The sequence below is a fragment of the Pseudomonas sivasensis genome, assembly GCF_021391435.1.
GTDB lineage: Bacteria > Pseudomonadota > Gammaproteobacteria > Pseudomonadales > Pseudomonadaceae > Aquipseudomonas > Aquipseudomonas sivasensis.
In genome coordinates this window covers 3,044,697-3,068,566 of the sequence record NZ_CP090029.1, presented here as the reverse complement: position 1 = coordinate 3,068,566, position 23,870 = coordinate 3,044,697, and the positions used below count along the sequence as shown (strand labels likewise).

Here is a 23,870-nt window from a genome sequence, read left to right as displayed (position 1 = left end):
ATGACGACGCTCACCCAGAAACGCGTGCGCAGCGAAACCCTCTGGCACCGCCGCAGCCACTTGCAACGCGCCACGTCCACCCTGCTGCCCTTGCTGCGCCGGCCGGGGTTCAGCCTGGCCGTGGCAGTGGTGGTGTTCTCGCTGGTCGCCGCCCTGGCGCCGCACCTGCTGAGCAGCTTCGACCCCTACGCCACCGCGCCGCTCGCCAAACTCACGGCGCCCAACTTGACCCATTGGTTCGGCACCGATGAATTGGGCCGTGACCTGTTTACCCGCGTGGTCTACGGCGCGCGCCTGTCGGTGCTGGCGGCCTCGCTGGCGGTGGGGATCGCGCTGGTAGGCGGACTCGGGCTGGGCATTTTGTCCGGGTTTGCCGGTGGCCGTATCGATGCGGTGATCATGCGCGTGGTCGATGTACTGCTGGCTCTGCCTGGACTGCTGCTGGCCCTGGCGATCGTCACGGCCATCGGTTTCGGCACCGTACCGGTGGCCATCGCGGTGGGCATCGGCATTATTCCGGGCTTTGCCCGCACCACCCGCGCCGAAGTACTGCGGGTGAAAACCCTGCCCTATGTCGAAGCCGCACGGCTGGGCGGTGCCAGTTGGGGCCGCACGTTGTTGCGGCACATTCTGCCCAACGCCTGGGGCCCGGTAGCGGTACTGGCAACGTTGGACTTCGGCGCAGCCATCCTCGCCACCGCAGGCTTGAGTTTTCTCGGTTTCGGCGCCGCACCACCGGCGGCGGAATGGGGCACCTTGATCGCCAACGGCCGGCACTTTCTGATCACCGCACCTTGGGTGTCGTTGCTGCCCGGCCTGTTCCTGGTGGCCGTGGTGTTCAGCCTCAACCATATCGCCCGCACCTTCGAGGAGATCCAGCGATGAGCCCGTTTTTGGTCGATGTACGCCAACTCAGTGTCGATTACCGCTCCAGCGGCCAGGTCAATCCAGCGGTGCGTTCGCTGTCGTTTTCCCTCGCCCAAGGCGAAACCGTGGCGATTGTCGGCGAGTCCGGCTCGGGCAAATCCACCCTGGCCAACGCCATCCTTGGCCTGCTGCCAGACAACGCGCAAATCAGCGCCGGTCAACTGTGGGTGGATGGCCATAACTTGACCCACGCCAGCGAACGCCAGAAACGCAACCTGCGCGGCCGCACCATTGGCCTGGTGCCCCAGGACCCGATGGTCAGCCTCAACCCTACCCTGCGCGTCGGCCAACAGATCGCCGAGGCGTTGATCCTGGCCAAGGGCAAGCGCTACCCCGGCGTCGATGCGGATATTGTCGAGTTGCTGCAACAGGTGGGGATCGACAAACCGGTGCTGCGCGCCCGCCAATATCCCCATGAACTCTCCGGTGGCATGCGCCAGCGCGTGCTGATCGCCATCGCCCTGGCCGGTAATCCGCGCCTGATCATTGCCGACGAGCCCACCAGCGCGCTCGACGTCACCGTGCAGCGCAAGATCCTCGATCACCTGCAACGGCTGGTCAGAGAGCGCGGCATTTCGCTATTGATCATCACCCATGACCTCGGCGTGGCCACCGACCGCGCCGACCGCATTCTGGTGATGCAGCACGGCGAGGTGGTCGAACAAGGCCTGCCACAGCAGATCCTTTCCCGCCCCAGCCACGACTACACCCGCGCACTGATTGCCGCCGCGCCCGCCTTCGCCAAGCGCCGCGATCCGTTGATCAATCTCGATCTGGGGCGCCAGCCGATCCTCAGCCTGCACAACGTCGGCAAGACGTTTGCCCTACCCAAGGTCAAGGGAGAAGCCTCGACCTTCCTGGCCCTGGAAGGTCTCAACCTTGAGGTGTACCCCGGCCAGACCCTGGCCATCGTCGGCGAGTCCGGTTCGGGCAAGAGCACCGCGCTGCGCATCGCCCTCGGGCTGGAGAAGCCGAGCCAGGGCCGGGTCTGCTTCGAACAACAGGACGTTACAGACCTCAGTTGGCGCGACTTCCGCCCGTTGCGCCAACGCCTGCAACTGGTGCAGCAAAATCCCTTCGCTGCGCTGGACCCACGCTTCACCGTGTTCGACAGCATCGTGGAGCCGCTGGTGTCGTTTGGCTTGCTCAAGGGTGCCGCCCTGGAACAGGCGGCGCGGGAGCTGATCAGCCGCGTGCACCTGCCGGTGAGCTTTCTGGACCGTCTGCCCCGTGAACTGTCCGGCGGCCAGTGCCAACGCGTCGCCATCGCCCGCGCCCTGGCGTTGAAACCCGACCTGCTGTTGCTGGATGAACCGGTCAGCGCCCTGGACGTGTCGGTGCAGGCACGCATTCTTGACCTGCTGCAAGAGCTGCAACGGGAGATGGGCATTGCGTATGTGCTGGTGTCCCACGACTTGTCAGTGGTGGCCAACTTCGCCCATGAGGTGCTGGTGCTGCGCAATGGTCGCGTGGTTGAACAAGGCTCGGTGGCGCAAATCTTCAACCAGCCGGCCACCGAGTACACCCGCGAACTGATTGCGGCCATCCCTGGCCGGCAAGTCGCGGCAAGCGCCGCCTGAGGTTTACTGCGCCGAACAATCACGCGCCACGATGCCCTTTTCCTGGGCATACGCGGCGGACTTGGCTTCGATCAACGGACGCAAGGTGGCGCGGTCGGCTTGCAGCCAGTCGGTCACCAGCACCCACTTTTGCCCATCCCATTGCTGCACTCGGGCCGAACCGCCGCCTTCGTGGTCCACGCAGGACAATGTCAACGGCGCCAACAGCCCGTCGAAGCCCATGGCCTTGAGGCGTGCCGCATCGATATTCAGGTGCTCGAACGCCCAGCGGGTTTCCTCACCGTTCAGTGCGCGGTTGCCGAATTTGGCCTGACCAGTGCGCAGCGCTTCGACAGCAATCGCGGCGTTGATCAGGCCGATGTTGTAGTAGACCTTGCCGAAGTAGCTGGTGTCCTTGAGGTTGCTCTTGCCGGGATCGAGGATGAACTGCTTGAGCTTTTTATGGATTTCGAAACCGTCGCCACCGGGGAACGGCGCCAGCGCCTGGTAGCCTTTGGCGGCGGTGCCGGCGGGAATCACATCGGCTTCAGAGCCTGCCCACACATCACCGATCAGACGGTCCACGGGAACGCCAAAACGCACGGCGGTCTTGATCGCCACCGGTGTCGAAACGCCCCAAGTGCGCAGGAATACCCAGTCCGGGTTGATCTGGCGCACTTGCCGCCATTGAGTGGACTGCTCGTTACCCGGGTCTGCCACGGGAATCTGGATGTTCTCGAAACCGTACTTTTGCGCCAGCAACTGCATGGCCGCCTGGGTTTCGCGACCGTAGGCAGAGTCGTGATAGACAGTGACGATCTTCTTGCCCTTGAGCTTGTCCAGCCCACCTTCGCGCTGGGCAATGTAATTGATGCCCACCGAGGCCTGGCCGTAGTAGTTGAGCAACAGCGGAAACGCGTAAGGGAACACGCGGCCATCAGTGGATTCGGTACGCCCGCCGGCGCCATCGATCAAGGGGATGTGATCGACGGCAGCACGGTCCATCAGCGCATAGGAGGCCGGGGTGCTGTGGGTAAAGAAGAACCCGGTGGGCGCACCGTCCAGGCCGCCTTTGTAGCGTTCGTAGCATTCGATGATGCGGTCGGTCTTCCACTCGGTCTCGCATTCCTGCCAGACCAGCTTCACGCCGTTCACCCCGCCTTCGACTTCGTTGATATAGCGAAAGTAATCAATTTCCCCGGCCCACCACGGAATACCGCTGGAGGCATAGGCGCCAACTCGGTAGGTGGCCAGCGGGATGAACTGTTGATCGTTGGCGGCCTGGGCGATGGTCGACAATGGCCCGCCCAAGGCGCCGAGTGCCAGCAGGCTGGCGATGACTGTGCGTTGCAAGACGTTGTGCATGGGTGTGGTTTCTTATGAAAGGTGAGGTTTCCCCTCCCGTTGTCGGGTCAGCGCCAATCGGGTCACAACACAATTCATGCCAAGCGCATAAGCCGTCTTATTCAAGGGGTTGCGCTGTACCGGTCACCCCGCACGGCTCGGATAATCGAACACTTTATTGAACCGCTGTTGCGCCACCAACACCGCGTTCGGTCGCCAGGCCTGCGGCAAAATAGCGCGTTTTACTTCATGCCTGAACTGCGGCTAAATACGCGCCCCTTTGCGTCGATGGCTTTATGGCTATGTTCAAACGCATCAGCCCCTGGATCGCCTGCCTGGCCCTGTTGCTCAACATGCTGGCCATGCCGTTGAGCCGCGCCCTGCAAACGCCGGACATCGGCCTGATGCTGTGGGGTGGATTCTGCTCGGGCGGCGCCTCCCAAGCCCTGCCACCAGGCTTTGACAAGCTGATCGACCCGCTCAAATCTGCGCCTTCGACTGCCGCCATGAAGCATGGCGACTGCTGCTGCGGGCATGCCGGCCTGGCCGCGCTGCCGTCCAACTATTACCGGCATTGGCTGCCGCGCTATGCGCCGGATGTCGCCCTCGCTGATCCGCTGTTACCCACGTTGCATCCCAGGGTTCGCTGGCCGAGCCTGAGCCCGCGCGCCTCCCCTGTTGCCTGACTGCCCCGAAACCCTGTGTTTTCTGCCGCCCCTTGAGGGTGGCTGAACGTCCTTGAAGTCTTTTGGTCATCAGGAAGCGTGCTCATGCCTGCTCCATTTACTCTGTCCCGCGCACAGCGTATCGCTGTGCCCTCCTCACTCTGGCCGCTGCTCTCAGTGTTTGCACTCACGCCACTGGCCCATGCAACCGAAAGTTCGGCCCTCACCCTTGGCACCGTCAGCGTCCAAGGCAGCACCAACGCCAGCGGCCCGCTGAACACCGCCAGCGTGCTCAGTTCGGTCGACATCCTCGGTGCCGACATCCTGGAGAAAATGCCGGTCAACTACAGCTGGGAGCTGTTCAGCCGTGCGCCAGGGGTCATGCTCACCGAATTCAACCAAGGCACCACCTCCGGCAAGATCTCCTTTCGCGGTTTCAACGGCGAAGGTGAAGTGAACGCGGTGAAGCTGCTGATCGATGGGATCCCCAGCAACAGCAACGACGGCAACATGCCGTTCATGGACATGATTTTCCCCATGGAGCTGGACAGTATCGAAGTGGTACGTGGTACCAGCGACGCGCGCTACGGCCTCAACAACATTGCCGGCAACGTCAACATGCTGACCCGCACAGGAGGCGACTACACCAAGGCGCGAATCCGCTACGGCAGCTACAACACCCGCGAGACGCAACTCGCCAAAGGTATCGAAGGCAGCAACTGGACCCAGAATTATTTCTTCGCCTACCAGAAAGCCGATGGCTACCGGGATCATGCCCAGGCGGATAAATTCTCGATGTCCGGCAAATGGTTCTACACCCCGGACGACAGCAGCTACCGTGTCGGCCTGATCGCTCGCCATTACGAAACCGAGGCGCAAGAGCCGGGTTATTTGAGTGAAGACGACGCCCGCCACCACCCCACCATGACCAACCGCTACAACGCCACCGACAAAGGCACGCGGCGGATGAACCAACTCAGTGTGCACGTCGATACCGAACTGGCCGAAACATTGGCCTGGTCGGCAAAAACCTACCTCAACACCTTCGACGACCGACGCTGGACGCAATACTGGCGCACCAGCTCCCAGCAGGAGCGCGACGCCTACGAAACCCAGTACGGCGCCCTCACCTCCCTGACCTGGCGGCCCGAGGTAAGCTGGCTCTACGCCTTCGCCCTGGAAGGCGGCGCGGACGTCCAGCAGCAACAGAACACCAGTGAACGCTACCGGACCCAGAACCGCACACGCCTGGCGCAAACCCGCGACCAGCAGTTCGACTTTGACACCTACGGGGCTTACATCCAGGCTGAGATCAAACCGTTTGAATCGCTGAAAATCATCCCGGCCTACCGCGTCGATAAAATCCACGGCGACTTCACCAACCAAATGACCGGCATGGATTACGCCATCAACGACTATGGGCTGATCAAACAACCCAAGCTCAGCGTGGTGTACTCGCCGTGGGACGTGGCCAGCGTGTACGCCAACTGGGGCCGTACCTTCCAGGTCGGCACCGGCGCCGCTGCCTACAAGATCCCGCCACGGGATACGGACCTCGCGCCGTCGATCAACGAAGGCTGGGAAACCGGTATCAAGTTCACCCCCGCCGACTGGATCGACGGCCGCGTCGCCTATTGGCAGCAGGAAGCCAGCGGCGAAGTCAGCCGCCGGCTCAATGATCCGAGTGGCGAATCGGATAACGTCGGCGAAACCCGCCGCTGGGGTTACGACGCGCAGTTGAACCTGCACCCGAACGACCGCACCGACATCTGGATGGCCTACGCCTGGCAGTACTCGAAAATCCTCGAGCCCAGCGCCACCCTGCCCAACAGCAAAGGCCAGGAAATCGACCACATCCCCCATCACCTCTACAACGCAGGCATAAACTACAAAGCCACCCCCGCGCTGCAACTGACCGCGTGGATGAACGGCCAGACCCACTATTACCTGGAGCGCGAAAACACCAAGGGGACTTACGGCGGTTACGTGTTGATGAACCTGGGTGCGACGTACCAAGTGACTGAATCAGTCAGTGTCGACCTGCAACTGAAAAACCTCACCAACCGCTACTACGAATACGTCTGGTACGACCCGGACGGCGCGAAGGCGTCACTGCACTCACCCGGCGACGGGCGTGCGCTCTATACCGGCGTCACCTTGGACTTCTGAAAGACAACCCCTTGTTATCAACCATAAAATAAGCCACTGATTTTAAAGGGTTAACCATTTTTCTAAACGGGCCTGTTTTTTTGACGAGCGTGGCCTCTCACATTTGGATAGGGAGAGGTCGTCAAATGCCCATGGGTTCCGGGTCCGTCACAGGGGCACTCTCCCAACCACCACAAAAAAATGCCTACCCCCGCCAAGGGATAGGCATTTTTTCCTCCCATCGTTACTGCTTAGCGTGCTTGACCTGCACCTCAGGCATCGCCGAAGAGTGGTGATTAAGAATTTTCCACTGGCCCCCCACCTGCTCATAAACGAAGGTGTAGCGCGCCTGCACATGGCTGACCTGCCCCTTCGCGTCGGTCAGGGTGAAGGTGTAGACCCCGCTGTCCATGGCTACGTTAGTGCCCAGTTGGCGGATTTCACGGTAGTTGATCTGGCCTACCGGCTTGAGTGCCAGGAAGTGATCGAAGTAGTCCTTGATCTGATCCGGCGTAGTGCGCACTTGGTTGGACACGGTGGGCTGCAGCACCGCGCCCGGCGCATACAGGTCGACCACCGAGGTGACGTTGCCGGTCTGCAAAGCGCTGTTCCAACGGTCAAACAAACCGGCAATCTCCCGGTCCTTCACATTGGCCGGCGCCTGGGCCACCTCACGGTAGACATACGGCGACGTTTCGGCGGCCTGAACAAACGGAACGCTCAAGGCAAACATCAGGGCGATTGCTGCGGGCTTGAATTGCATTGGGATACTCCAGTGGTGTTCGTTGAGCCCACTTTGCCAAGCCGACCGCGGCGCGCCATCGGCCAACCGGAGTCATTTACCTATGCCATTTGGCAGATAGCGCCCAAGGTGTTTAACCATGTTTAATAGAAGCCCCGCACGCCCGCAGCACTGGAGCATCACCCATGCATAACCCGCCCCATGACCCCGGCAGCGCCTTGGCCATGCGCGCGCATTTCCGGCAATCGGAAAGCCGCACGGCGCGGCTGCGGCTGTTAGTGGATACCGGGCAGGAGCTGAGCCAACTGGCCCCCGACGCCATGCGCGAACGCGTACTCGCACGGGCTTGCGCGTTTCTTGCGATGGACCATGGCCTGCTGCAGGAATGGGCCGCCGACGGAGCTGTTCGCACCACGGCGAGCCATGGCAGCCCGGCACGCTTGACCAGCCTGGCCGCCCTCGCTGACCGCGATCTGCGCGCACCTCGCTGGAAGGAGCAACCTCACAGCGTGCTGCAAGTGCCGTTGCGAGGCAGTGACGGCAAAGCGTTTGGCCTGCTGGTGCTGGGCAATAGTGTCAGCCTGCGGGCACCGGAGCACGAAGACAGCGAATCCCTGCAACTGCTCGCCACCCTGCTGGCCACTCACCTGGAAAACGATCGCCTGCTGACCACCCTCAAAACCCGCGACAAGACGCTGTCCGACCTGGTCAACCGGCTGTTTCGCGCCCAGGAAGACGAACGCAAGCGCGTGGCCTACGACCTGCACGACGGCCTGGCACAGACCCTCGCGGGTTTGCACCAACGGCTGCAAGGGTTTGCCGGCCGCTGCCCCGTACTGCCGGACGCACTCGCCGCCGACTTGCAGGCGATTCTCACCCTGGCCCAGCACTCCGTCGGTGAAGGCCGTCAACTCATCGCAGGTCTGCGCCCCACCGTGCTGGATGATTTCGGCCTGTTCAAAGCCCTCGACAAAGAAGCCGACCGCCTGCGCGACGCTGGCATCAACGTGGTGTGGCTCGCCCACTGTGAAACGCGATTGCCCAGCCAGGTGGAAATCGCCCTGTTCCGGATCGGCCAGGAAGCCATCAACAATATCCTCAAGCATGCGCATGCCAGCCGGGTGACCCTGACCCTGGCCTTGCACGACGGCCAGGCTTCCCTGCGCATGGACGACAACGGCAGAGGCTTCACTTCGGCCCCCTCACGCGATGACGCCCAGCATCTTGGCCTCGCGACCATGCAGGAGCGTGCCAGCCTGCTGGGCGGCAGCTTCACCTGCGTCAGCGCAGTCGACTGCGGTACCCAACTGCACGCCCGCGTGCCAGCCCACTTGCCTGGAACTCCTCAATGACCGACGTCCTGCGTCTCGTGCTGGCAGACGACCATGAAGTCACGCGCACCGGTTTCGTCTCTCTGCTGGCCGGCCTTGCGCAGTTCGAGGTGGTCGGTCAAGCCAGCGATGGCCTGCAAGCAGTGGAGCTGTGTGAGCAACTGCTGCCGGATATCGTCATCCTCGACATCCGCATGCCTGGGCTCAACGGCTTGGGCGCCGCTCGGTTGCTGCAAGAGCGCCTGCCAGCGGTGAAAGTGGTGATGTTCACCATGGACGACAGCCCCGAATACCTGGAAGCGGCGATGAATGCCGGTGCGGTCGGCTACTTGCTCAAGGACGCCAGCCGTGCCGAGGTGATCCAGGCCCTGCAAAAAGTCGGGGCCGGCGGCGAAGCGCTCAACACAGCGGTCAGCACGCGGCTATTGCGCCGCATGACCGAACGCCAGGCCAGCGGCGCGGCCCCCACCGAAAACCTCACCCCGCGCGAGCGCCAGGTCCTTGGCCTGGTGGCCAACGGCATGAGCAACCGCGCCATCGGCGAGCAGCTCGGGATCACCACTGGCACCGCCAAGGCCCATGTGGAACGCGTGATCGGCAAGCTTGGCGCAGCCGATCGCACCCAAGCCGCCGTACGCGGCATCGCCTTGGGCCTGGTGACGTCACCATGAAGCGGCGTTGGGCCGACCTGCCACTGCGGGGCAAGGCGCTGGTGGTGATCTCGCTGCCGCTGGTGGTGCTGTTGCTGTCGCTGGTGCTGATCTACACCACCGAACGCCAGACCGCCCGCGCCGAAGAGGACGTGCGCCGGGTGCTGCGCGTGCAAGGCGATATCCAGGCCGTGCACACCCTGCTCGCAGAGGCCGCCGCCAGTGTGCGCGGCTACCTGCTCACTCGCCGCGAAGACTTCCTGCCCAGCTACCTCAACGCCAGGCCGCAGATCGAGTCCGCCCTACGCCGGCTTGACCACAACGTGCGTGATCAACGGGTACGCGAGCAACTCAGCGCCATCAAGCCGCTGATCGATGGCAAGGTCGACGGGCTGGAAGAGATGCTCAAGGACCGCGACGCCACGCCGCAATCGATCAGTGCCATCCTGATCAGCAACAAACACATCCTCGATGCGTTGCGCCAACACATCAGCACCATGCTCACCCTTGAGGCGTCGTTGCTGGCCGAGCGCAGCGCGGCGGCGGCCGAAACCCGTCAGCGTTTGTTGCTGTCCACCTGGCTGGCGGCGATCTGCGGCTTGTTTGGCGCCATTGTCGCCGTGCTGTTCCTGTCCAAAGGCATTGTGGCGCGAGTCCAGAATGTACAGCGCAACGCCCAGCGCCTGGCCCTCGGTTCGCCGCTGCTGCCGCAACCGCCGGAGCACGATGAAATCGGCCAATTGGGCACCAGCCTGGTAGAAGCCGGGTTGCTGCTGGCCGAGCGCGAGCGCGCATTGCGTGACAACGAAGAACGCTTGCGGCTGATCATCGATGGGGTCAAGGACTACGGGATCTTCGCCCTCGACACCGCGGGTTATGTCACCAGTTGGAACAACGGCGCCGAGCGGATCAAGGGCTACACCGAACAGGAAATCATCGGCCAGCATTTCTCGGTGTTCTACTTGCCCGAGGAATGCCCTCAGCACCCGGACATGGCGCTGCGCGAAGCCACCCGCAACGGCGATTACACCGAAGAAGGCTGGCGTTGCCGCCAGGACGGCACGCGGTTCTGGGCCAGCGTGGTGATCACCGCGCAGTACGACGGCACGGGCGCCTTGCGCGGTTTTTCGAAGATCACCCGCGACATCACCGACCGCCGCGCGGCCGAGATCGCTCTGCGCAAGGCCCGTGAGGAAGCCGAACGTGCCAGCCGTGCCAAAAGCGAGTTTCTGTCGCGCATGAGCCACGAACTGCGCACCCCGCTCAACTCGATCCTGGGCTTTGCACAACTGCTGGACATGGACGCGCCCAAGGCGCAAAAGGCCGACGTCGGGCATATCCTGCGGGCCGGCCAGCACTTGCTGACACTGATCAACGAAGTGCTGGACATCGCCAAGATCGAGGCGGGAAGCCTGGCGTTGAATATCGCGCCGATCCCTTTGGCGGAGGCGTTGCAAGAGGCGCTGTCGCTGGTGTCGCCGATGGCCGCCGAGGCGGGCATTCGGTTACAGCCATTGCCCGCCTTGGCGGCGGATGTGGGCATCGTGGCCGACCGGCAACGCCTGACCCAGGTGCTGCTGAACCTGCTGTCCAATGCGATCAAATACAACCAGCGCGATGGCGACGTCAGCATCGAAGTCAGCGTTGATGGGCCACGTATCGCCGTGTCGGTGTGTGATACCGGCAACGGCATCGCGGCGGATCACCTGGGGCAACTGTTCAAACCGTTCGAACGCCTGGGCGCCGACCCCAATGTGGAAGGCAGCGGCTTGGGCCTGGCCCTGAGTAAAAGCCTGCTGGAAAACATGGACGGCCACCTCAATGTGCAAAGCCAGGCCGGCATTGGCTCACGCTTCACGCTGGAGCTACCGTTCGCGCGCGTAGCGGCATTCCAGCGCAGTACCACGCCCGTCATCGACACCCAGTTGCCGCGCCCAGTCCCCGCCGCCTGCACGTTCCTGGGCAAGGTTTTATGCATCGAAGACAATCTCTCCAGCCTGGCGCTGATCGAAACCCTGCTGCAACGCCGACCGGGGATAAAACTGCTGTCGAGCATGCAAGGCCAACTGGGCCTGGACCTGGCCGCGCAGCACGCGCCACAGTTGATTCTGCTGGATGTCTGCCTGCCGGACCTCGACGGATTGAAGGTGCTGCAACGGTTGCGCCAGTCACCGATCACCCGTGACACACCGGTACTGATGATCACCGCCGACGCCAGCGACCTTACCCGCCAGGCCCTGCAGGACGCCGGCGCAACCGCCGTGTTGAATAAACCGATCAACGTGCCCGCGTTTCTCGCCCACCTCGACCAGTCTTTCCCGGAGCCCGCGTGAACCTCGACCTGCGCATTCTAATCATCGACGACCAACGCCCGAACCTCGACCTGGTGGAGCAACTGCTGGCGCGCGAAGGGCTGACCAACGTGCTGAGCAGCACCCAGCCGCTGCGCACCCTGGAGCTGTTCAACAGCTTCGAACCGGACTTGGTGATTCTTGACCTGCACATGCCGGAATTCGACGGTTTTGCAGTGCTGGAACAACTCAACCGGCGCATCCCCCAGGGTGAATACCTGCCGATCCTGGTACTCACCGCCGACGCGACCCGCGACACCCGCCTGCGCGCCCTAGCCCTGGGCGCCCGGGACTTCATCAGCAAACCCCTGGACGCGCTGGAAACCATGCTGCGGGTGTGGAACCTGCTGGAAACCCGGGTGCTCTACAAGACCTTGCGCACCCTGGTACCCGCGCAGCACATCGAGTTGTTGCAACGGCGTGAATCAACGGGCAATCTGCCCGCCGCCGGGGAGGACTCGGCTTAACTTCCCCCTCGGTTCATGCACCTCAAGGACGATCCGCACATGGCGGCTTCAAACAAATGGCTGATGTCGTCAGTCGCGTATTACCTGGATTTCTTCACCGTTCCCCTGTTTATCGGCCTGGCGCTCTGCCTGGCGCCAATTGATCCGCTGCAACTGCTCGCGGGCTTCATGGCCTGGACGCTGGTGGAGTATTCGGCACACCGCTTTCTGTTCCACTCGCTGTATCGCCACGAGCACTGGACCCACCATGTGGATGTGCTGGCCTATATCGGTGTGTCGAGCTGGAAAACCAGCTCCACCTTTGCGGCATTGCTGCTATTGGCCTGGTACGCCGGTTTGACCTCGGCGTTTGTCGGCGCGGTGACGGGCTACTTCTATTACATCTCGGTGCACTACGTGATGCACCGCCCGGCGCACTGGGCCTATCGATTTATTCCGGGGCTGGTGGCCAATCACGACCTGCATCATCGCAAAGGCATCGAGAAGAACTTCGGCGTGTCTTCACCGCTGTGGGACCATGTGTTTCGCACCTATATCCGCGCAGAGCGTGCCTGAAGCGCCTCTGAGCGATTGTTTTTATTACGAATAAATCTAGCGTCCCGTACACCGGCATTTCCAACCTTATCTACGCTCAAGCCCGTGCCAGGAGGCGCATTGAAGAGTCCATGACGGACCCACTGTCTCCTGGCGTCTGATGCCTAGGAGATACCGATGAGAATGGAAACCCATCGCCCCCGGCCCGGGTTCGGCTGTGCGCTGTTTGGCGCGTTGCTGAGCCCCCTGGTCGTCGCGGCCCCCACGTTGTCTACGCAAATACCCTTCGATGTCACGGCGACCCCGCCCTTCTCTCTCGACAGCCTGCAAGCCAACTTCGATGAAATGTCGTGGCAGACGTTCATTGCGCTGAACTGGCCGGTCCTGGCCGATGGCAAGCCCAATACCGGCGTGCAGATCGGCCAGCAGGACGCGGCCACGGTGTGGGAAAGCTACAAGGAGAGCTACCAAATCTTCCTGCCCCAAGGGCAGAAACCAGCGGCCTGGCAGGCGCCGGCCAGTGTACCGGCGGCCTGTGAAGGCAAGGGGTCGGGGCGCTTGTTGCAGCAAATGGGCAAGGTCCCGGATGTGCTGGACGAGTTTATTCAGCCGTTTCAAAGCGGCCCGTTGGTGGACCAGAGCGGCGTGTACACGCGCAATGAAATCGTGGTTAACCAATCGATGTTCGACGGCATCGTCAACAATGGCCTGTACAGCATCCAGGGTCAGCAGGCATTTTTTGCCGCCAGTGCGACCAATGCGGTGGCATTCAGTTGCGGCAACCCGGCCACCAGTGACGTGGGTTCGTTGATGGTCAAGGCCTCGTGGAAGGTGCTGGACGGCAACGACAACCCCAGCCGTTTCCACACCGTCGATGCCCTGGTGTATACGCCAGGCAACAGCGACCCGAGCAAAGGGCCGGTGGTGGCCGAGTCCTGCGTTGCCGAGCCGGTGGGACTGGTGGGACTGCATATCGTGCATAAGACCACCAGTGCGCCGCAGTGGGTGTGGTCGACCTTCGAGCACGTTGACAATGTCCCGGAAAAAACCACGCCGCCTGCCGAGCGCAAAGGCCCGTACCTGTTCTACAACGCCAGCAGCCATGCCGAGGTCAACCAACCGCCGCCACGGCCCTGGAACCCGGCGGTAAAGGCCACGCCATCGCAGATCGTGCGCGAGATCCCTTTGACCGATGAAACCAAGGCGCTCAACAGCACTTACCAGAACCTGCTGCGTACGGTTAACCCCAACAGCGTCTGGGCCAATTACCAGTTGATCAGCACCCAGTGGCCTACCCTCAGCGGCCAGCCACCGTGCCAGATCTCGGCCACCAAACCGTTGGGCAATCCAGCGCCTTCGTTCCTCGCCAATGCAACGCTGGAGACCTATATCCAGGGCACGGTGCCCCAGGCGTCCTCCAGTTGTATCGCCTGTCACGGCAATGCCGCCACCCACGTGACGCAATCACCGCGCACCAGTTTCGCCGACTTCACTTACCTGCTCGAACGCGCTCAATCCACCGGTGTGACAAGGAGTCAGCCATGAGTACCGACTTGGACAATTTTACCGGCCTGAGCGTGGTGCTCACCGGCATCAATCAGGAACTGCTGGCGCCGTCGGTAGACCCCATCGGCCTGCCCACCCTGTTTCTGAATTTCGTTGGCCCTCGCGTGGGCCAAGACGTGCTCAGCGCCCTGCTCGCCCAATACGCCGCGCTGGCGAGCGAGCAGCAGACGCCGCAGCAAATCGGCAACGCAATCCTGATGCAGAACGGCCAACCCGCCGCTACGCAAACCGCCCAAGCGGCGCGCGCGATCATGAAACTGTGGATGCTCGGCGTGTGGTATCAGCCGTACACCCAAGGCGCGTTCCCGGTGAACGAGCAAACCGTGGTCAGTGCCGAGGCCTACACCCAGAGCTGGGCGTGGAACATCGCCCAGGCCCATCCGATGGGCTACAGCGAGTTCTTCTTCGGTTACTGGAACAGCCCACCACCGAGCCTGGAAGACTTCACCGGGGTTACCGCCAGCCCACAGCCTGGAGCATCGTCATGAGTACCGAACAAGCAGACGTAGTGATCGTCGGTGCTGGCCTGGCGGGCAGCATCATTGCCTATCAATTGGGCCTGGCGGGGGTGAAGGTGCTGGTGCTGGAGTCCGGCCCGGAAGTCCCGGCCAACCGAAACCAGTACCTGGAGCGTTTCTACACCGCCACGCTGAAGACCCCCGAGTCCCCCTATCCGCCGGTGAGCACCCTCAGTCCGACGCGCAACCCAGCCGAACAGAACGCACCGCGTGCGACCATCGCTGACCTGCTCGATGACAACTGGAAAAATCCCGAGGTCAGTTACCTGGTGCAAAAAGGCCCGTTGCCGTTCACCAGCACCTATGAGCGCGTCGGCGGCGGCACTACCTGGCATTGGGTCGCCACGTGCCTGCGCATGCTGCCGAATGATTTTAAGATGAAGACGCTGTACGGCGTGGGCGTGGACTGGCCGATCAGCTACAACGACCTGCAAAGCGCTTATTGCCGCGCCGAAGCAGAAATAGGCGTGGCGGCCAACGTCACCGACCAGGCCTATCTGGGCATCACGTTCCCGACCAACTATGAATACCCGATGACCAGCATTCCACTGTCGTTGGTGGATGGCAGCTTCGTCAGCGCGGTGCAGGGCCAATCGTTCCAAGGACTGCCGCTGGTGGTGAGCCCCACTCCAGCCGGGCGCAACTCGCAGCCGTATGCCGGGCGACGGGTGTGCGCAGGCAATACCAACTGCACGCCGATCTGCCCGATCCAGGCCAAGTACGACGCCACGGTGACCCTGAACAATGCGCTCAACACCGGCAATGTGCGGGTGCTGTACAAGACCGTGGCGAGCAAGGTCACGGTGGCAGCGGACAAGACTGTCAGCGGCATTGAGTTCATTCAGTATCAGTTGGGCGATGGGCCGGCCACCGGCACTGGCGTCGCGATCGGGCAGCGCTACGTGATCGCCGCCCATGCCATCGAAACGCCAAAACTGCTGCTCAACTCCACTAGCAGCGCCTGGCCCCAGGGCGTGGCCAACAGCAGTGGCCAGGTCGGTCGTAGCCTGGCGGACCACCCGATCTACCTGGCGTGGGGCTTGATGCCCGAAGGCAAGACGGTGTTCCCGTACCGTGGCCCGGTGTCCACCGCCGGCATCGAAAGCCTGCGCGACGGCGCCTTTCGCAGCCAGCGCGCGGCCTGGCGGATCGAGATAGGCAACGAGGGTTTCAACTGGCCGATCGGCGACCCGTACACCACAGTGGCCGACCTGATCGATGGCACCAACGTCAGCCGCACCAACCCACTGCCAAAGTCCACGGACGCGTCCCAGGTGCTGTTCGGCACGGCACTGGTGCAACAGCTGAACAACCTGCTCACCCGGCAGTTTCGGGTGGGGTTTCTGGTGGAACAAGTCGAGGACGATCCGAACAAGGCCAACTGCTACATCGTGCCGTCCAGTCAGTACAAAGACCGTCTGGGCATCCCGCGACCGGAAATCCATTACAACCTGTCGGACTACACCAAGGAAGGCTTCAAACAGGCGCGGATTCTTGCCAGCCACGTCATCACTGAGCTGCTGGGCGCCACGGAACTAACCACCAATATCAAGCCCGGTTTGTTTGAATACCAGGGCGAGTCGTACTCCTTCCAGGGCGCCGGGCACTTGATGGGCACCTACCGCATGGGCGCAGACCCGGCCACCTCGGTGGTAGACAAATACCAGCGCAGTTGGGACCACAACAACCTGTTCCTGGTGGGCGACGGCGTATTCCCCACCACCGGCACCTCCAACCCGAGCCTGACCATTGCCGCGCTGTCGATCCAGGCCGGCGACACCCTGTGCAACGACCTCAAAGCCGTCACCGTGCAGGTGCAAGCCAACCAGCCATGGCAAGGGACTGGCGTGCAGATCAGCGGCCCAAGCCCGCGTGTGGTGCGGTATGTCAGCGGCCATTGGCTGGCCAGCCCGGTCGGCGGCATGGTTGATGGCAATGGCAGTCCGGGGTTGATCGCCAAAGCGGGCTACACCCTGCCGGGCGCAAATGAAGGCGCGCTGGTTGGGCGTGTGGGCAGCAGCGGGACACCGTTTCTGGTGGGGGATCTGGCCGAGATTCCGCCGGGGCAGACGGGGGAATTGCAGCTGTGTATCAACGATGATCTAGAGGGGCGCTATGGCATTGGTTTGGGGGATAACCAGGGAGCGCTGACGGTGCAGATCGGGTTCGGTACAGCGTAGGGCCCACGGCCAAACACCGTCCGGTCGTTTTGACTGGACGGTTTCACCCGTCCATACGCCCACCTCAATGTAATACCTGACACCCCAACCGCCACACCCTCTCAGTGCTTGTTGCGAACCACGCAACAGTCCTTTGTCATCACGCCCATTGATAGCACCCTAACGAAACCCCCATCCTAGAGGGCTAATCTCGCGCTTATATCATTCGCAATGATAGTTACCTTTGCTTCATTCGATTCGTGACATACCACCCCGCCGCGCATGATCCGCCCATCTCAAATACATTGGCGGATGCACCTCATGGAACAGTCACTCAAACATTTGCGCTTCCCCCTGGCGATTTTGGCCGTGGTGGTGATGAGCGCGTGCGGCAAGACCCCGGAACAAGCGGCCGCCATGCCAGCCGCCAAAGTCAGTGTGGCCAAGGTGCTGGAACAACCGGTGAACGAGTGGGATGAATTCACCGGCCGTTTGGAAGCACCGGAAACGGTGCAGATCCGTCCACGGGTTTCTGGCCAGATTGACCAAGTCGCTTTCACCGAAGGCGCTTTGGTCAAGAAAGGCGACCTGCTGTTCCAGATCGACCCGCGTCCGTTCCAGGCTGAAGTGCGCCGCCTTGAAGCCCAGTTGCAACAGACCCGCGCCGCCGCCACCCGCAGCGACAACGAAGCCCAACGCGGCGAGCGCCTGCGCCAGAGCAATGCGATCTCCGCCGAACTGGCCGACTCGCGCACCACCGCCGCCCAGGAAGCCCGCGCCGCCGTCGCCGGGATCCAGGCGCAGTTGGACCTGGCCAAGCTGAACCTGAGCTTTACCCGCGTAACCTCGCCAATCAGCGGCCGCGTCAGCCGTGCCGACATCACCGCCGGCAACTTGGTGACCGCTGACGTCACCGCGCTGACCAGCGTGGTTTCCACCGACAAGGTCTACGCCTATTTCGACGCCGATGAGCGCGTTTACCTCAAGTACACCGAGCTGGCTCGCCAAGGCCGCCGTGGCGCTACGACCCCGGTTTACCTGGGCCTGTCGAATGAAACCGGCAACCCGCACCTGGGCCAGATGAACTTCGTCGACAACCAGGTCAACCCGGCCACCGGCACCATTCGTGGGCGCGCCGTGTTCGACAACAGCAAGGGCGAATACACCCCTGGCCTGTACGCACGCCTGAAGCTGGTGGGCAGCGGCACCTACTCCGCCGTGCTGATCAACGATGAAGCCGTGGGCACCGATCTGGGCAAGAAATTCGTACTGGTGATGGACGGCGACAAGCCGGCCTATCGCGCCGTGGAACTGGGGCCGAAGATCGAAGGTTTGCGCATCGTACGCAGCGGCCTGAACAAGGACGACACCATCATCGTCAAGGGCCTGCAGCGTGCACGCCCCGGCTCGCCGGTCGCCCCGGAAACCATTCCGATGGCCAGCAAAGAAACCCTCGCCGCCTTGGCCCAACAACGACAAGCGCTTGAAGCCAGCAACCTGGAACAAGTGGCGCCGGATAAAGCCGCGCCCAAACTTGCCAGCGTCGCGACTCCACGCGGTTAAGGGATACGACTCAAGATGAATTTTTCCAAGTTCTTCATTTCGCGGCCGATCTTCGCAGCGGTGCTGTCGCTGCTGATTCTGATCGCTGGCGCGATTTCGCTGTTCCAACTGCCGATCAGCGAGTACCCGGAAGTGGTACCGCCGACCGTGGTGGTGCGCGCCAACTTCCCCGGCGCCAACCCCAAGGTCATCGGCGAAACCGTGGCCGCGCCGCTGGAGCAGGCCATCACCGGCGTCGAGAACATGCTGTACATGTCCTCGCAATCGACTGCTGACGGCAAGCTGACCCTGACCATCACCTTCGCCCTGGGCACCGACCTGGACAACGCGCAGGTGCAGGTGCAAAACCGCGTGACGCGGACTCAGCCAAAACTGCCTGAGGAAGTGACGCGCATCGGTATTACCGTGGACAAGGCCTCCCCCGACCTGACCATGGTGGTGCACATCACCTCGCCGGATCAGCGCTACAACATGCTCTACCTGTCCAACTACGCGATCCTGAATATCAAGGATGAGCTCGCGCGGCTCGGCGGCGTGGGCGATGTGCAGTTGTTCGGCATGGGCGACTACTCGTTGCGTGTATGGCTGGACCCGAACAAGACCGCCTCGCGCAACCTGACCGCCACCGATGTGGTGACGGCGATTCGCGAGCAGAACCGCCAAGTCGCCGCCGGTGCCTTGGGCGCGCAGCCCTCACCTAACGACACCAGCTTCCAGCTGTCGGTCAACACCCAGGGGCGCCTGGTCACCGAAGAAGAGTTCGAGAACATCGTGATTCGCGCTGGCGATAACGGTGAAATCACGCGCCTCAAGGATATTGCACGGGTCGAGCTGGGCTCCAGCCAATATGCCCTGCGCTCGTTGATCGACAATCAACCAGCGGTGGCGATCCCGATCTTCCAGCGTCCTGGCTCTAACGCCATCGACATCTCCAATGATGTGCGCGCCAAGATGGCGGAGCTGAAAAAAAGCTTCCCCGAAGGCATGGACTACCGCATCGCCTATGACCCGACGGTGTTCGTGCGCGGCTCCATCGAGGCGGTGGTTCACACGCTGTTCGAAGCACTGATCCTGGTCGTGCTGGTGGTGATCCTGTTCCTGCAGACCTGGCGCGCCTCGATCATCCCGTTGGTGGCGGTGCCGGTCTCGCTGATCGGTACGTTTGCGGTGATGCACCTGTTTGGGTTCTCGCTTAACGCACTGTCGTTGTTCGGATTGGTATTGGCGATTGGTATCGTGGTGGACGACGCCATCGTGGTGGTGGAAAACGTCGAACGTAATATCGAGTTGGGGCTTGAGCCCTTCCCCGCCACTGAAAAAGCCATGAGCGAAGTGACCGGTCCGATCATCGCGACGGCGTTGGTGCTGTGCGCGGTATTCGTGCCAGCAGCCTTTATCAGCGGCTTGACCGGGCAGTTCTACAAGCAGTTCGCGTTGACCATTGCGATCTCCACAGTGATCTCCGCGTTCAACTCGCTGACCCTGTCCCCTGCACTGGCAGCGGTGTTGCTCAAGGGCCACAACGCGCCGAAAGATGGCTTCTCCAGGTTCCTCGACAAGCTGTTGGGTGGCTGGTTGTTCCGTCCATTCAACCGCTTCTTCGAAAAAGCCAGCCACGGCTATGTCGGCACCGTTCGCCGGGTGATTCGCGGCAGCGGCATCGCACTGTTCCTGTACGCAGGCCTGATGGTCCTGACCTGGCTGGGCTTTGCCCACACACCGACCGGTTTCGTACCGGCCCAGGACAAGCAATACCTGGTGGCTTTCGCCCAACTGCCCGACGCCGCCAGCCTGGACCGCACTGAAAACGTGATCAAGCGTATGTCTGACATCGCCTTGAAACAGCCCGGCGTGGAAAGCGCTATCGCCTTCCCGGGCCTGTCGATCAACGGGTTCACCAACAGCCCGAACAGCGGCATCGTGTTCGTGACCTTGAAGCCATTCGATGAGCGCAAAGACCCGAGCATGTCCGCCGGTGCGATTGCCGGCGCGTTGAACGGCAAGTACAGCGACATCCAGGAAGCCTACATGGCGATCTTCCCGCCACCACCGGTACAGGGCCTCGGCACTATCGGCGGGTTCCGTCTGCAGATCGAAGACCGTGGCAACCTGGGCTATGACGAACTGTACAAAGAAGTGCAGAACGTCATCACCAAGAGCCATGGCGTGCCGGAACTGTTCGGCCTGTTCACCAGCTACACGGTCAACGTGCCCCAGGTCGATGCCGCCATCGACCGCGAAAAGGCCAAGACCCACGGCGTGGCGATCAGCGACATCTTCGACACCCTGCAGATCTACTTGGGCTCGTTGTATGCCAACGACTTCAACCGCTTCGGCCGTACCTATCAGGTCAACGTGCAGGCGGAGCAGCAGTTCCGCAATGATTCGGACCAGATTGGCCAACTGAAAGTGCGTAACAACAAGGGCGAGATGATCCCGCTGGCAACCTTCATCAAGGTCAGCGACACCTCAGGCCCGGACCGCGTGATGCACTACAACGGCTTTATCACCGCTGAAATCAACGGCAACGCCGCTCCGGGCTACAGCTCCGGCCAGGCAGAAGCGGCGATTGAAAAACTGTTGAAGGATGAACTGCCCAACGGCATGACCTATGAGTGGACTGACCTGACTTATCAGCAAATCCTCTCGGGCAACACCGCGCTGTTCGTGTTCCCGCTCTGCGTACTGCTGGCGTTCCTGGTACTGGCTGCTCAATACGAGAGCTGGAGCCTGCCACTGGCGGTGATCCTGATCGTACCGATGACGCTGCTGTCGGCCATTACCGGGGTGATCATCTCGGGTGGCGACAACAACATCTTCACTCAGATTGGCTTGATTGTACTTGTGGGCCTGGCGTGTAAGAACGCGATTCTGATCGTCGAGTTCGCCAAGGACAAACAAGCCGAGGGCCTCGACCCGCTGGCCGCGGTGCTGGAAGCCTGCCGCCTGCGTCTGCGGCCGATTCTGATGACCTCGTTCGCCTTCATCATGGGTGTGGTGCCACTGGTGTTGTCCAGCGGTGCCGGTGCCGAGATGCGTCATGCCATGGGCGTGGCGGTGTTCTCCGGGATGATCGGTGTGACCTTCTTCGGTCTGTTGCTGACGCCAGTGTTCTACGTACTGATCCGTCGTTATGTGGAGCGCAGCGAAGCGCGCAAAGCGGCCAAGGCCTTGAAGCTGGAGACACAGCAATGAGTGTGAAAGTATTCCTGCCGAGCTTGCTGGTACTGGCGCTGAGCGCCTGTGCCGTGGGCCCGGACTACAAGACCCAGACCCCGGAGGCGGCGAACATCACCGCCGCCGCGGACGCCAAGCAGTATGACCACGCCAAGTTCGAAGGCATCTGGTGGCAGCAGTTCGAAGACCCGACGCTTAACCAGTTGGTGACTCAATCGCTGCAAGGTAACCGCGATTTGCGCGTAGCGTTTGCCCGCCTGCGCGCTGCTCGTGCAATCCGCGATGACGCCAGCAATGATGCCATGCCGACGATTACCAGCCGCGTCAGCAGCGACCAGGGCAAGGGCCAGATCCCGGGCCAGACCACCCGCCGGGTCAAGACCGAGCGTTACGACCTGGGCCTGGACATGGCCTGGGAACTGGACCTGTTCGGCCGCATCCAGCGCAACCTGGAAGCCACCGACGCCGACCAGCAGGCCGCCGAAGCCGATCTATACCAGTTGCAAGTCACCCTGATTGCCGAACTGGTGGACGCCTACGGTCAACTGCGCGGCGCACAACTGCGTGAAAAGATCGCCCTGGACAATCTGAAGAACCAGCAGGACTCGCGCACCATCACCGTCAGCCTGCGCGACGCCGGTGTGGGTGACCAACTCGACGTGGAACGCGCCGACGCACGCCTCGCAGCCGTTGAAGCCAGCGTGCCGCAACTGCAAGCCGAACAAGTGCGCGAACGTAACCGCATCGCCACACTCCTCGGCCAGCGTCCGGACAAGTTGAGCGTGGACCTGGGCCCGAAAGACCTGCCGGCGATTGCCAAGGCGTTGCCGATCGGTGATCCAGGCCAACTGCTGCAACGTCGCCCGGACATTCTCAGCGCCGAACGCAAACTGGCCGCCGCCACCGCACGTATCGGCGTGGCCAAGGCCGACCTGTTCCCACGGGTCAGCCTCAGCGGCTTCCTCGGCTTTACCGCCGGGCGCGGTTCACAGATCGGTTCGTCCGCCGCGAATGCCTGGGCCCTCGGCCCGAGCATCACCTGGGCCGCGTTCGACCTGGGCAGCGTGCGCGCCCGTTTGCGTGGCGCAGACGCCGAAGCCGATGGCGCCCTGGCGACCTATGAGCAGCAAGTGTTGCTGGCACTGGAAGAATCCGAAAACGCCTTCAGTGACTACAGCAAGCGTCAGCAACGCCTGATCTCACTGATCCGTCAAAGCGAGTCCAGCCGCGCCGCCGCCGACCTCGCCGCCATCCGCTACCGCGAAGGCACCGTGGACTTCCTCGTCCTCCTCGACGCCCAACGCGAACGCCTCGCCGCGGAAGACTCCCAGGCCCAGGCCGAAGTGGACCTGTATCGCGGGATCGTGGCGATCTACAAGGCACTCGGAGGTGGATGGAAGCCAGATACCGTTGTAGCAACGGCGAAGTGATGTAAAGAGCTCCTTTGGTTGGTCGCATCCAACCAATTTTTAGCCCCGTGGCCTGTTTGGTCATGGGGCTTTTTTTGATTAATGTCTCAGCCATCTATATAGGGTGTCGGCTATGGCAACCGTTAAAAAAACCACTCCCCCCAGCATTATGCTTTGAAGTACACGCTTAAGGCCGCGAGGAAAGTCCTGCACTTGCTGCCTGTCCACGACACCACGTCGTATGTTCCACCTCGGCATTGATACCGTCGCCATGACGGCGCATAGCCGAATCACCCTCCCCAGTATCCCGTCACCCCAGATGCGCTTGTGAGAAGTAACAAGACGGCACTTGTTTAATCGATCCTCCATCTGATCCAGTCGCGTATACGCCAGAACAATGCCTGCCACATTGAAGGCAAGGGCCAGACACATGACTCCTACATCAAACCAAAATTTTTGAGGGTGATTGAACAAGTAATCAATACTCATAGATTTTCTCGCCTACGGTTTCCCCGAGCGCGATCCTATCGCCAACAGCGTCCCCGACTTGAGTACTTAGACTGTTTTGGTGGTTCACCCGGCGAATTTGCCGGCTATTGTTAACTTTGGCAAATGAGTTACTGGGTGAATTCATGAGCCTATCAGGCACTGCAATAGTGGACGTAATCAGGTTAGCCAAATAATAGCGAAATAGGCGAAGAAAATTATGCTAGTGAAATATATCCCTAGGAAGAGGGTTCTATAGCGCTTAAGAAACGCC

Annotated in this window: 17 protein-coding genes; 15 read left to right on the top strand and 2 right to left on the bottom strand. The window is 61.8% G+C overall.

The annotated features are described in order from the left end of the window. Entirely contained in the window at positions 1–885 is an 885-nt protein-coding gene (locus tag LRO94_RS13795; protein ID WP_032891314.1) for an ABC transporter permease, read from the top strand. Beyond that, the gene (locus tag LRO94_RS13790; protein ID WP_099602385.1) at positions 882–2,507 is read left to right on the top strand and encodes a dipeptide ABC transporter ATP-binding protein; all 1,626 of its coding nucleotides are present in this window, start codon (positions 882–884) and stop codon (positions 2,505–2,507) included. The genes LRO94_RS13795 and LRO94_RS13790 overlap by 4 nt, the downstream gene beginning before the upstream one ends. Before the next feature lie 3 nt (positions 2,508–2,510). Here the strand turns inward: LRO94_RS13790 and LRO94_RS13785 are convergent, their stop codons facing one another. Further along, a complete protein-coding gene (locus LRO94_RS13785) occupies positions 2,511–3,851 on the bottom strand; it encodes an ABC transporter substrate-binding protein (RefSeq protein WP_179179040.1) in 1,341 nt (446 codons plus the stop codon). 275 nt (positions 3,852–4,126) lie between these two features. Between LRO94_RS13785 and LRO94_RS13780 the strand changes: the two genes are divergently transcribed. Further along, positions 4,127–4,516, top strand: a complete 390-nt coding sequence (locus tag LRO94_RS13780; protein WP_122753223.1) for a DUF2946 family protein — start codon at positions 4,127–4,129, stop codon at positions 4,514–4,516. Between the two features lie 84 nt (positions 4,517–4,600). Beyond that, positions 4,601–6,664, top strand: a complete 2,064-nt coding sequence (locus LRO94_RS13775) for a TonB-dependent receptor (RefSeq protein WP_233896779.1) — start codon at positions 4,601–4,603, stop codon at positions 6,662–6,664. Between the two features lie 223 nt (positions 6,665–6,887). Here LRO94_RS13775 and LRO94_RS13770 read toward each other — a convergent pair whose 3' ends face one another. Then, on the bottom strand, positions 6,888–7,406 hold the full coding sequence (locus LRO94_RS13770) for an SgcJ/EcaC family oxidoreductase (protein ID WP_095184873.1): 519 nt from the start codon (positions 7,404–7,406) through the stop codon (positions 6,888–6,890). A 164-nt stretch (positions 7,407–7,570) separates the two neighbouring features. Between LRO94_RS13770 and LRO94_RS13765 the strand changes: the two genes are divergently transcribed. From LRO94_RS13765 to LRO94_RS13715, 11 genes are all read left to right on the top strand, one after another. Then, entirely contained in the window at positions 7,571–8,737 is a 1,167-nt protein-coding gene (locus LRO94_RS13765) for a sensor histidine kinase (protein WP_122763666.1), read from the top strand. Next, positions 8,734–9,387: a response regulator gene (locus tag LRO94_RS13760; protein ID WP_032891304.1), complete on the top strand. Its 654-nt coding sequence runs from the start codon at positions 8,734–8,736 to the stop codon at positions 9,385–9,387. The genes LRO94_RS13765 and LRO94_RS13760 overlap by 4 nt, the downstream gene beginning before the upstream one ends. After that, entirely contained in the window at positions 9,384–11,699 is a 2,316-nt protein-coding gene (locus tag LRO94_RS13755; protein ID WP_122757251.1) for an ATP-binding protein, read from the top strand. The genes LRO94_RS13760 and LRO94_RS13755 overlap by 4 nt, the downstream gene beginning before the upstream one ends. Further along, positions 11,696–12,184: a response regulator gene (locus tag LRO94_RS13750; protein WP_095184877.1), complete on the top strand. Its 489-nt coding sequence runs from the start codon at positions 11,696–11,698 to the stop codon at positions 12,182–12,184. Before LRO94_RS13755 ends, LRO94_RS13750 begins: the two co-directional genes overlap by 4 nt. A gap of 39 nt (positions 12,185–12,223) precedes the next feature. Continuing rightward, entirely contained in the window at positions 12,224–12,739 is a 516-nt protein-coding gene (locus LRO94_RS13745; RefSeq protein WP_179179041.1) for a sterol desaturase family protein, read from the top strand. 156 nt (positions 12,740–12,895) lie between these two features. Next, the gene (locus LRO94_RS13740; protein WP_179179042.1) at positions 12,896–14,263 is read left to right on the top strand and encodes a cytochrome C; all 1,368 of its coding nucleotides are present in this window, start codon (positions 12,896–12,898) and stop codon (positions 14,261–14,263) included. Next, the gene (locus LRO94_RS13735; RefSeq protein ID WP_032891299.1) at positions 14,260–14,772 is read left to right on the top strand and encodes a sorbitol dehydrogenase; all 513 of its coding nucleotides are present in this window, start codon (positions 14,260–14,262) and stop codon (positions 14,770–14,772) included. The genes LRO94_RS13740 and LRO94_RS13735 overlap by 4 nt, the downstream gene beginning before the upstream one ends. Next, positions 14,769–16,982, top strand: coding sequence for a GMC family oxidoreductase (locus LRO94_RS13730; RefSeq protein WP_179179043.1), 2,214 nt, complete (start codon positions 14,769–14,771; stop codon positions 16,980–16,982). The genes LRO94_RS13735 and LRO94_RS13730 overlap by 4 nt, the downstream gene beginning before the upstream one ends. A 300-nt stretch (positions 16,983–17,282) precedes the next feature. Beyond that, positions 17,283–18,524: a multidrug efflux RND transporter periplasmic adaptor subunit MexE gene (mexE, locus tag LRO94_RS13725; protein ID WP_032891296.1), complete on the top strand. Its 1,242-nt coding sequence runs from the start codon at positions 17,283–17,285 to the stop codon at positions 18,522–18,524. Between the two features lie 15 nt (positions 18,525–18,539). Beyond that, the gene (locus tag LRO94_RS13720) at positions 18,540–21,719 is read left to right on the top strand and encodes an efflux RND transporter permease subunit (RefSeq protein WP_032891294.1); all 3,180 of its coding nucleotides are present in this window, start codon (positions 18,540–18,542) and stop codon (positions 21,717–21,719) included. Further along, positions 21,716–23,131: an efflux transporter outer membrane subunit gene (locus tag LRO94_RS13715; protein WP_095184880.1), complete on the top strand. Its 1,416-nt coding sequence runs from the start codon at positions 21,716–21,718 to the stop codon at positions 23,129–23,131. Before LRO94_RS13720 ends, LRO94_RS13715 begins: the two co-directional genes overlap by 4 nt. Positions 23,132–23,870: the final 739 nt, after the last annotated feature.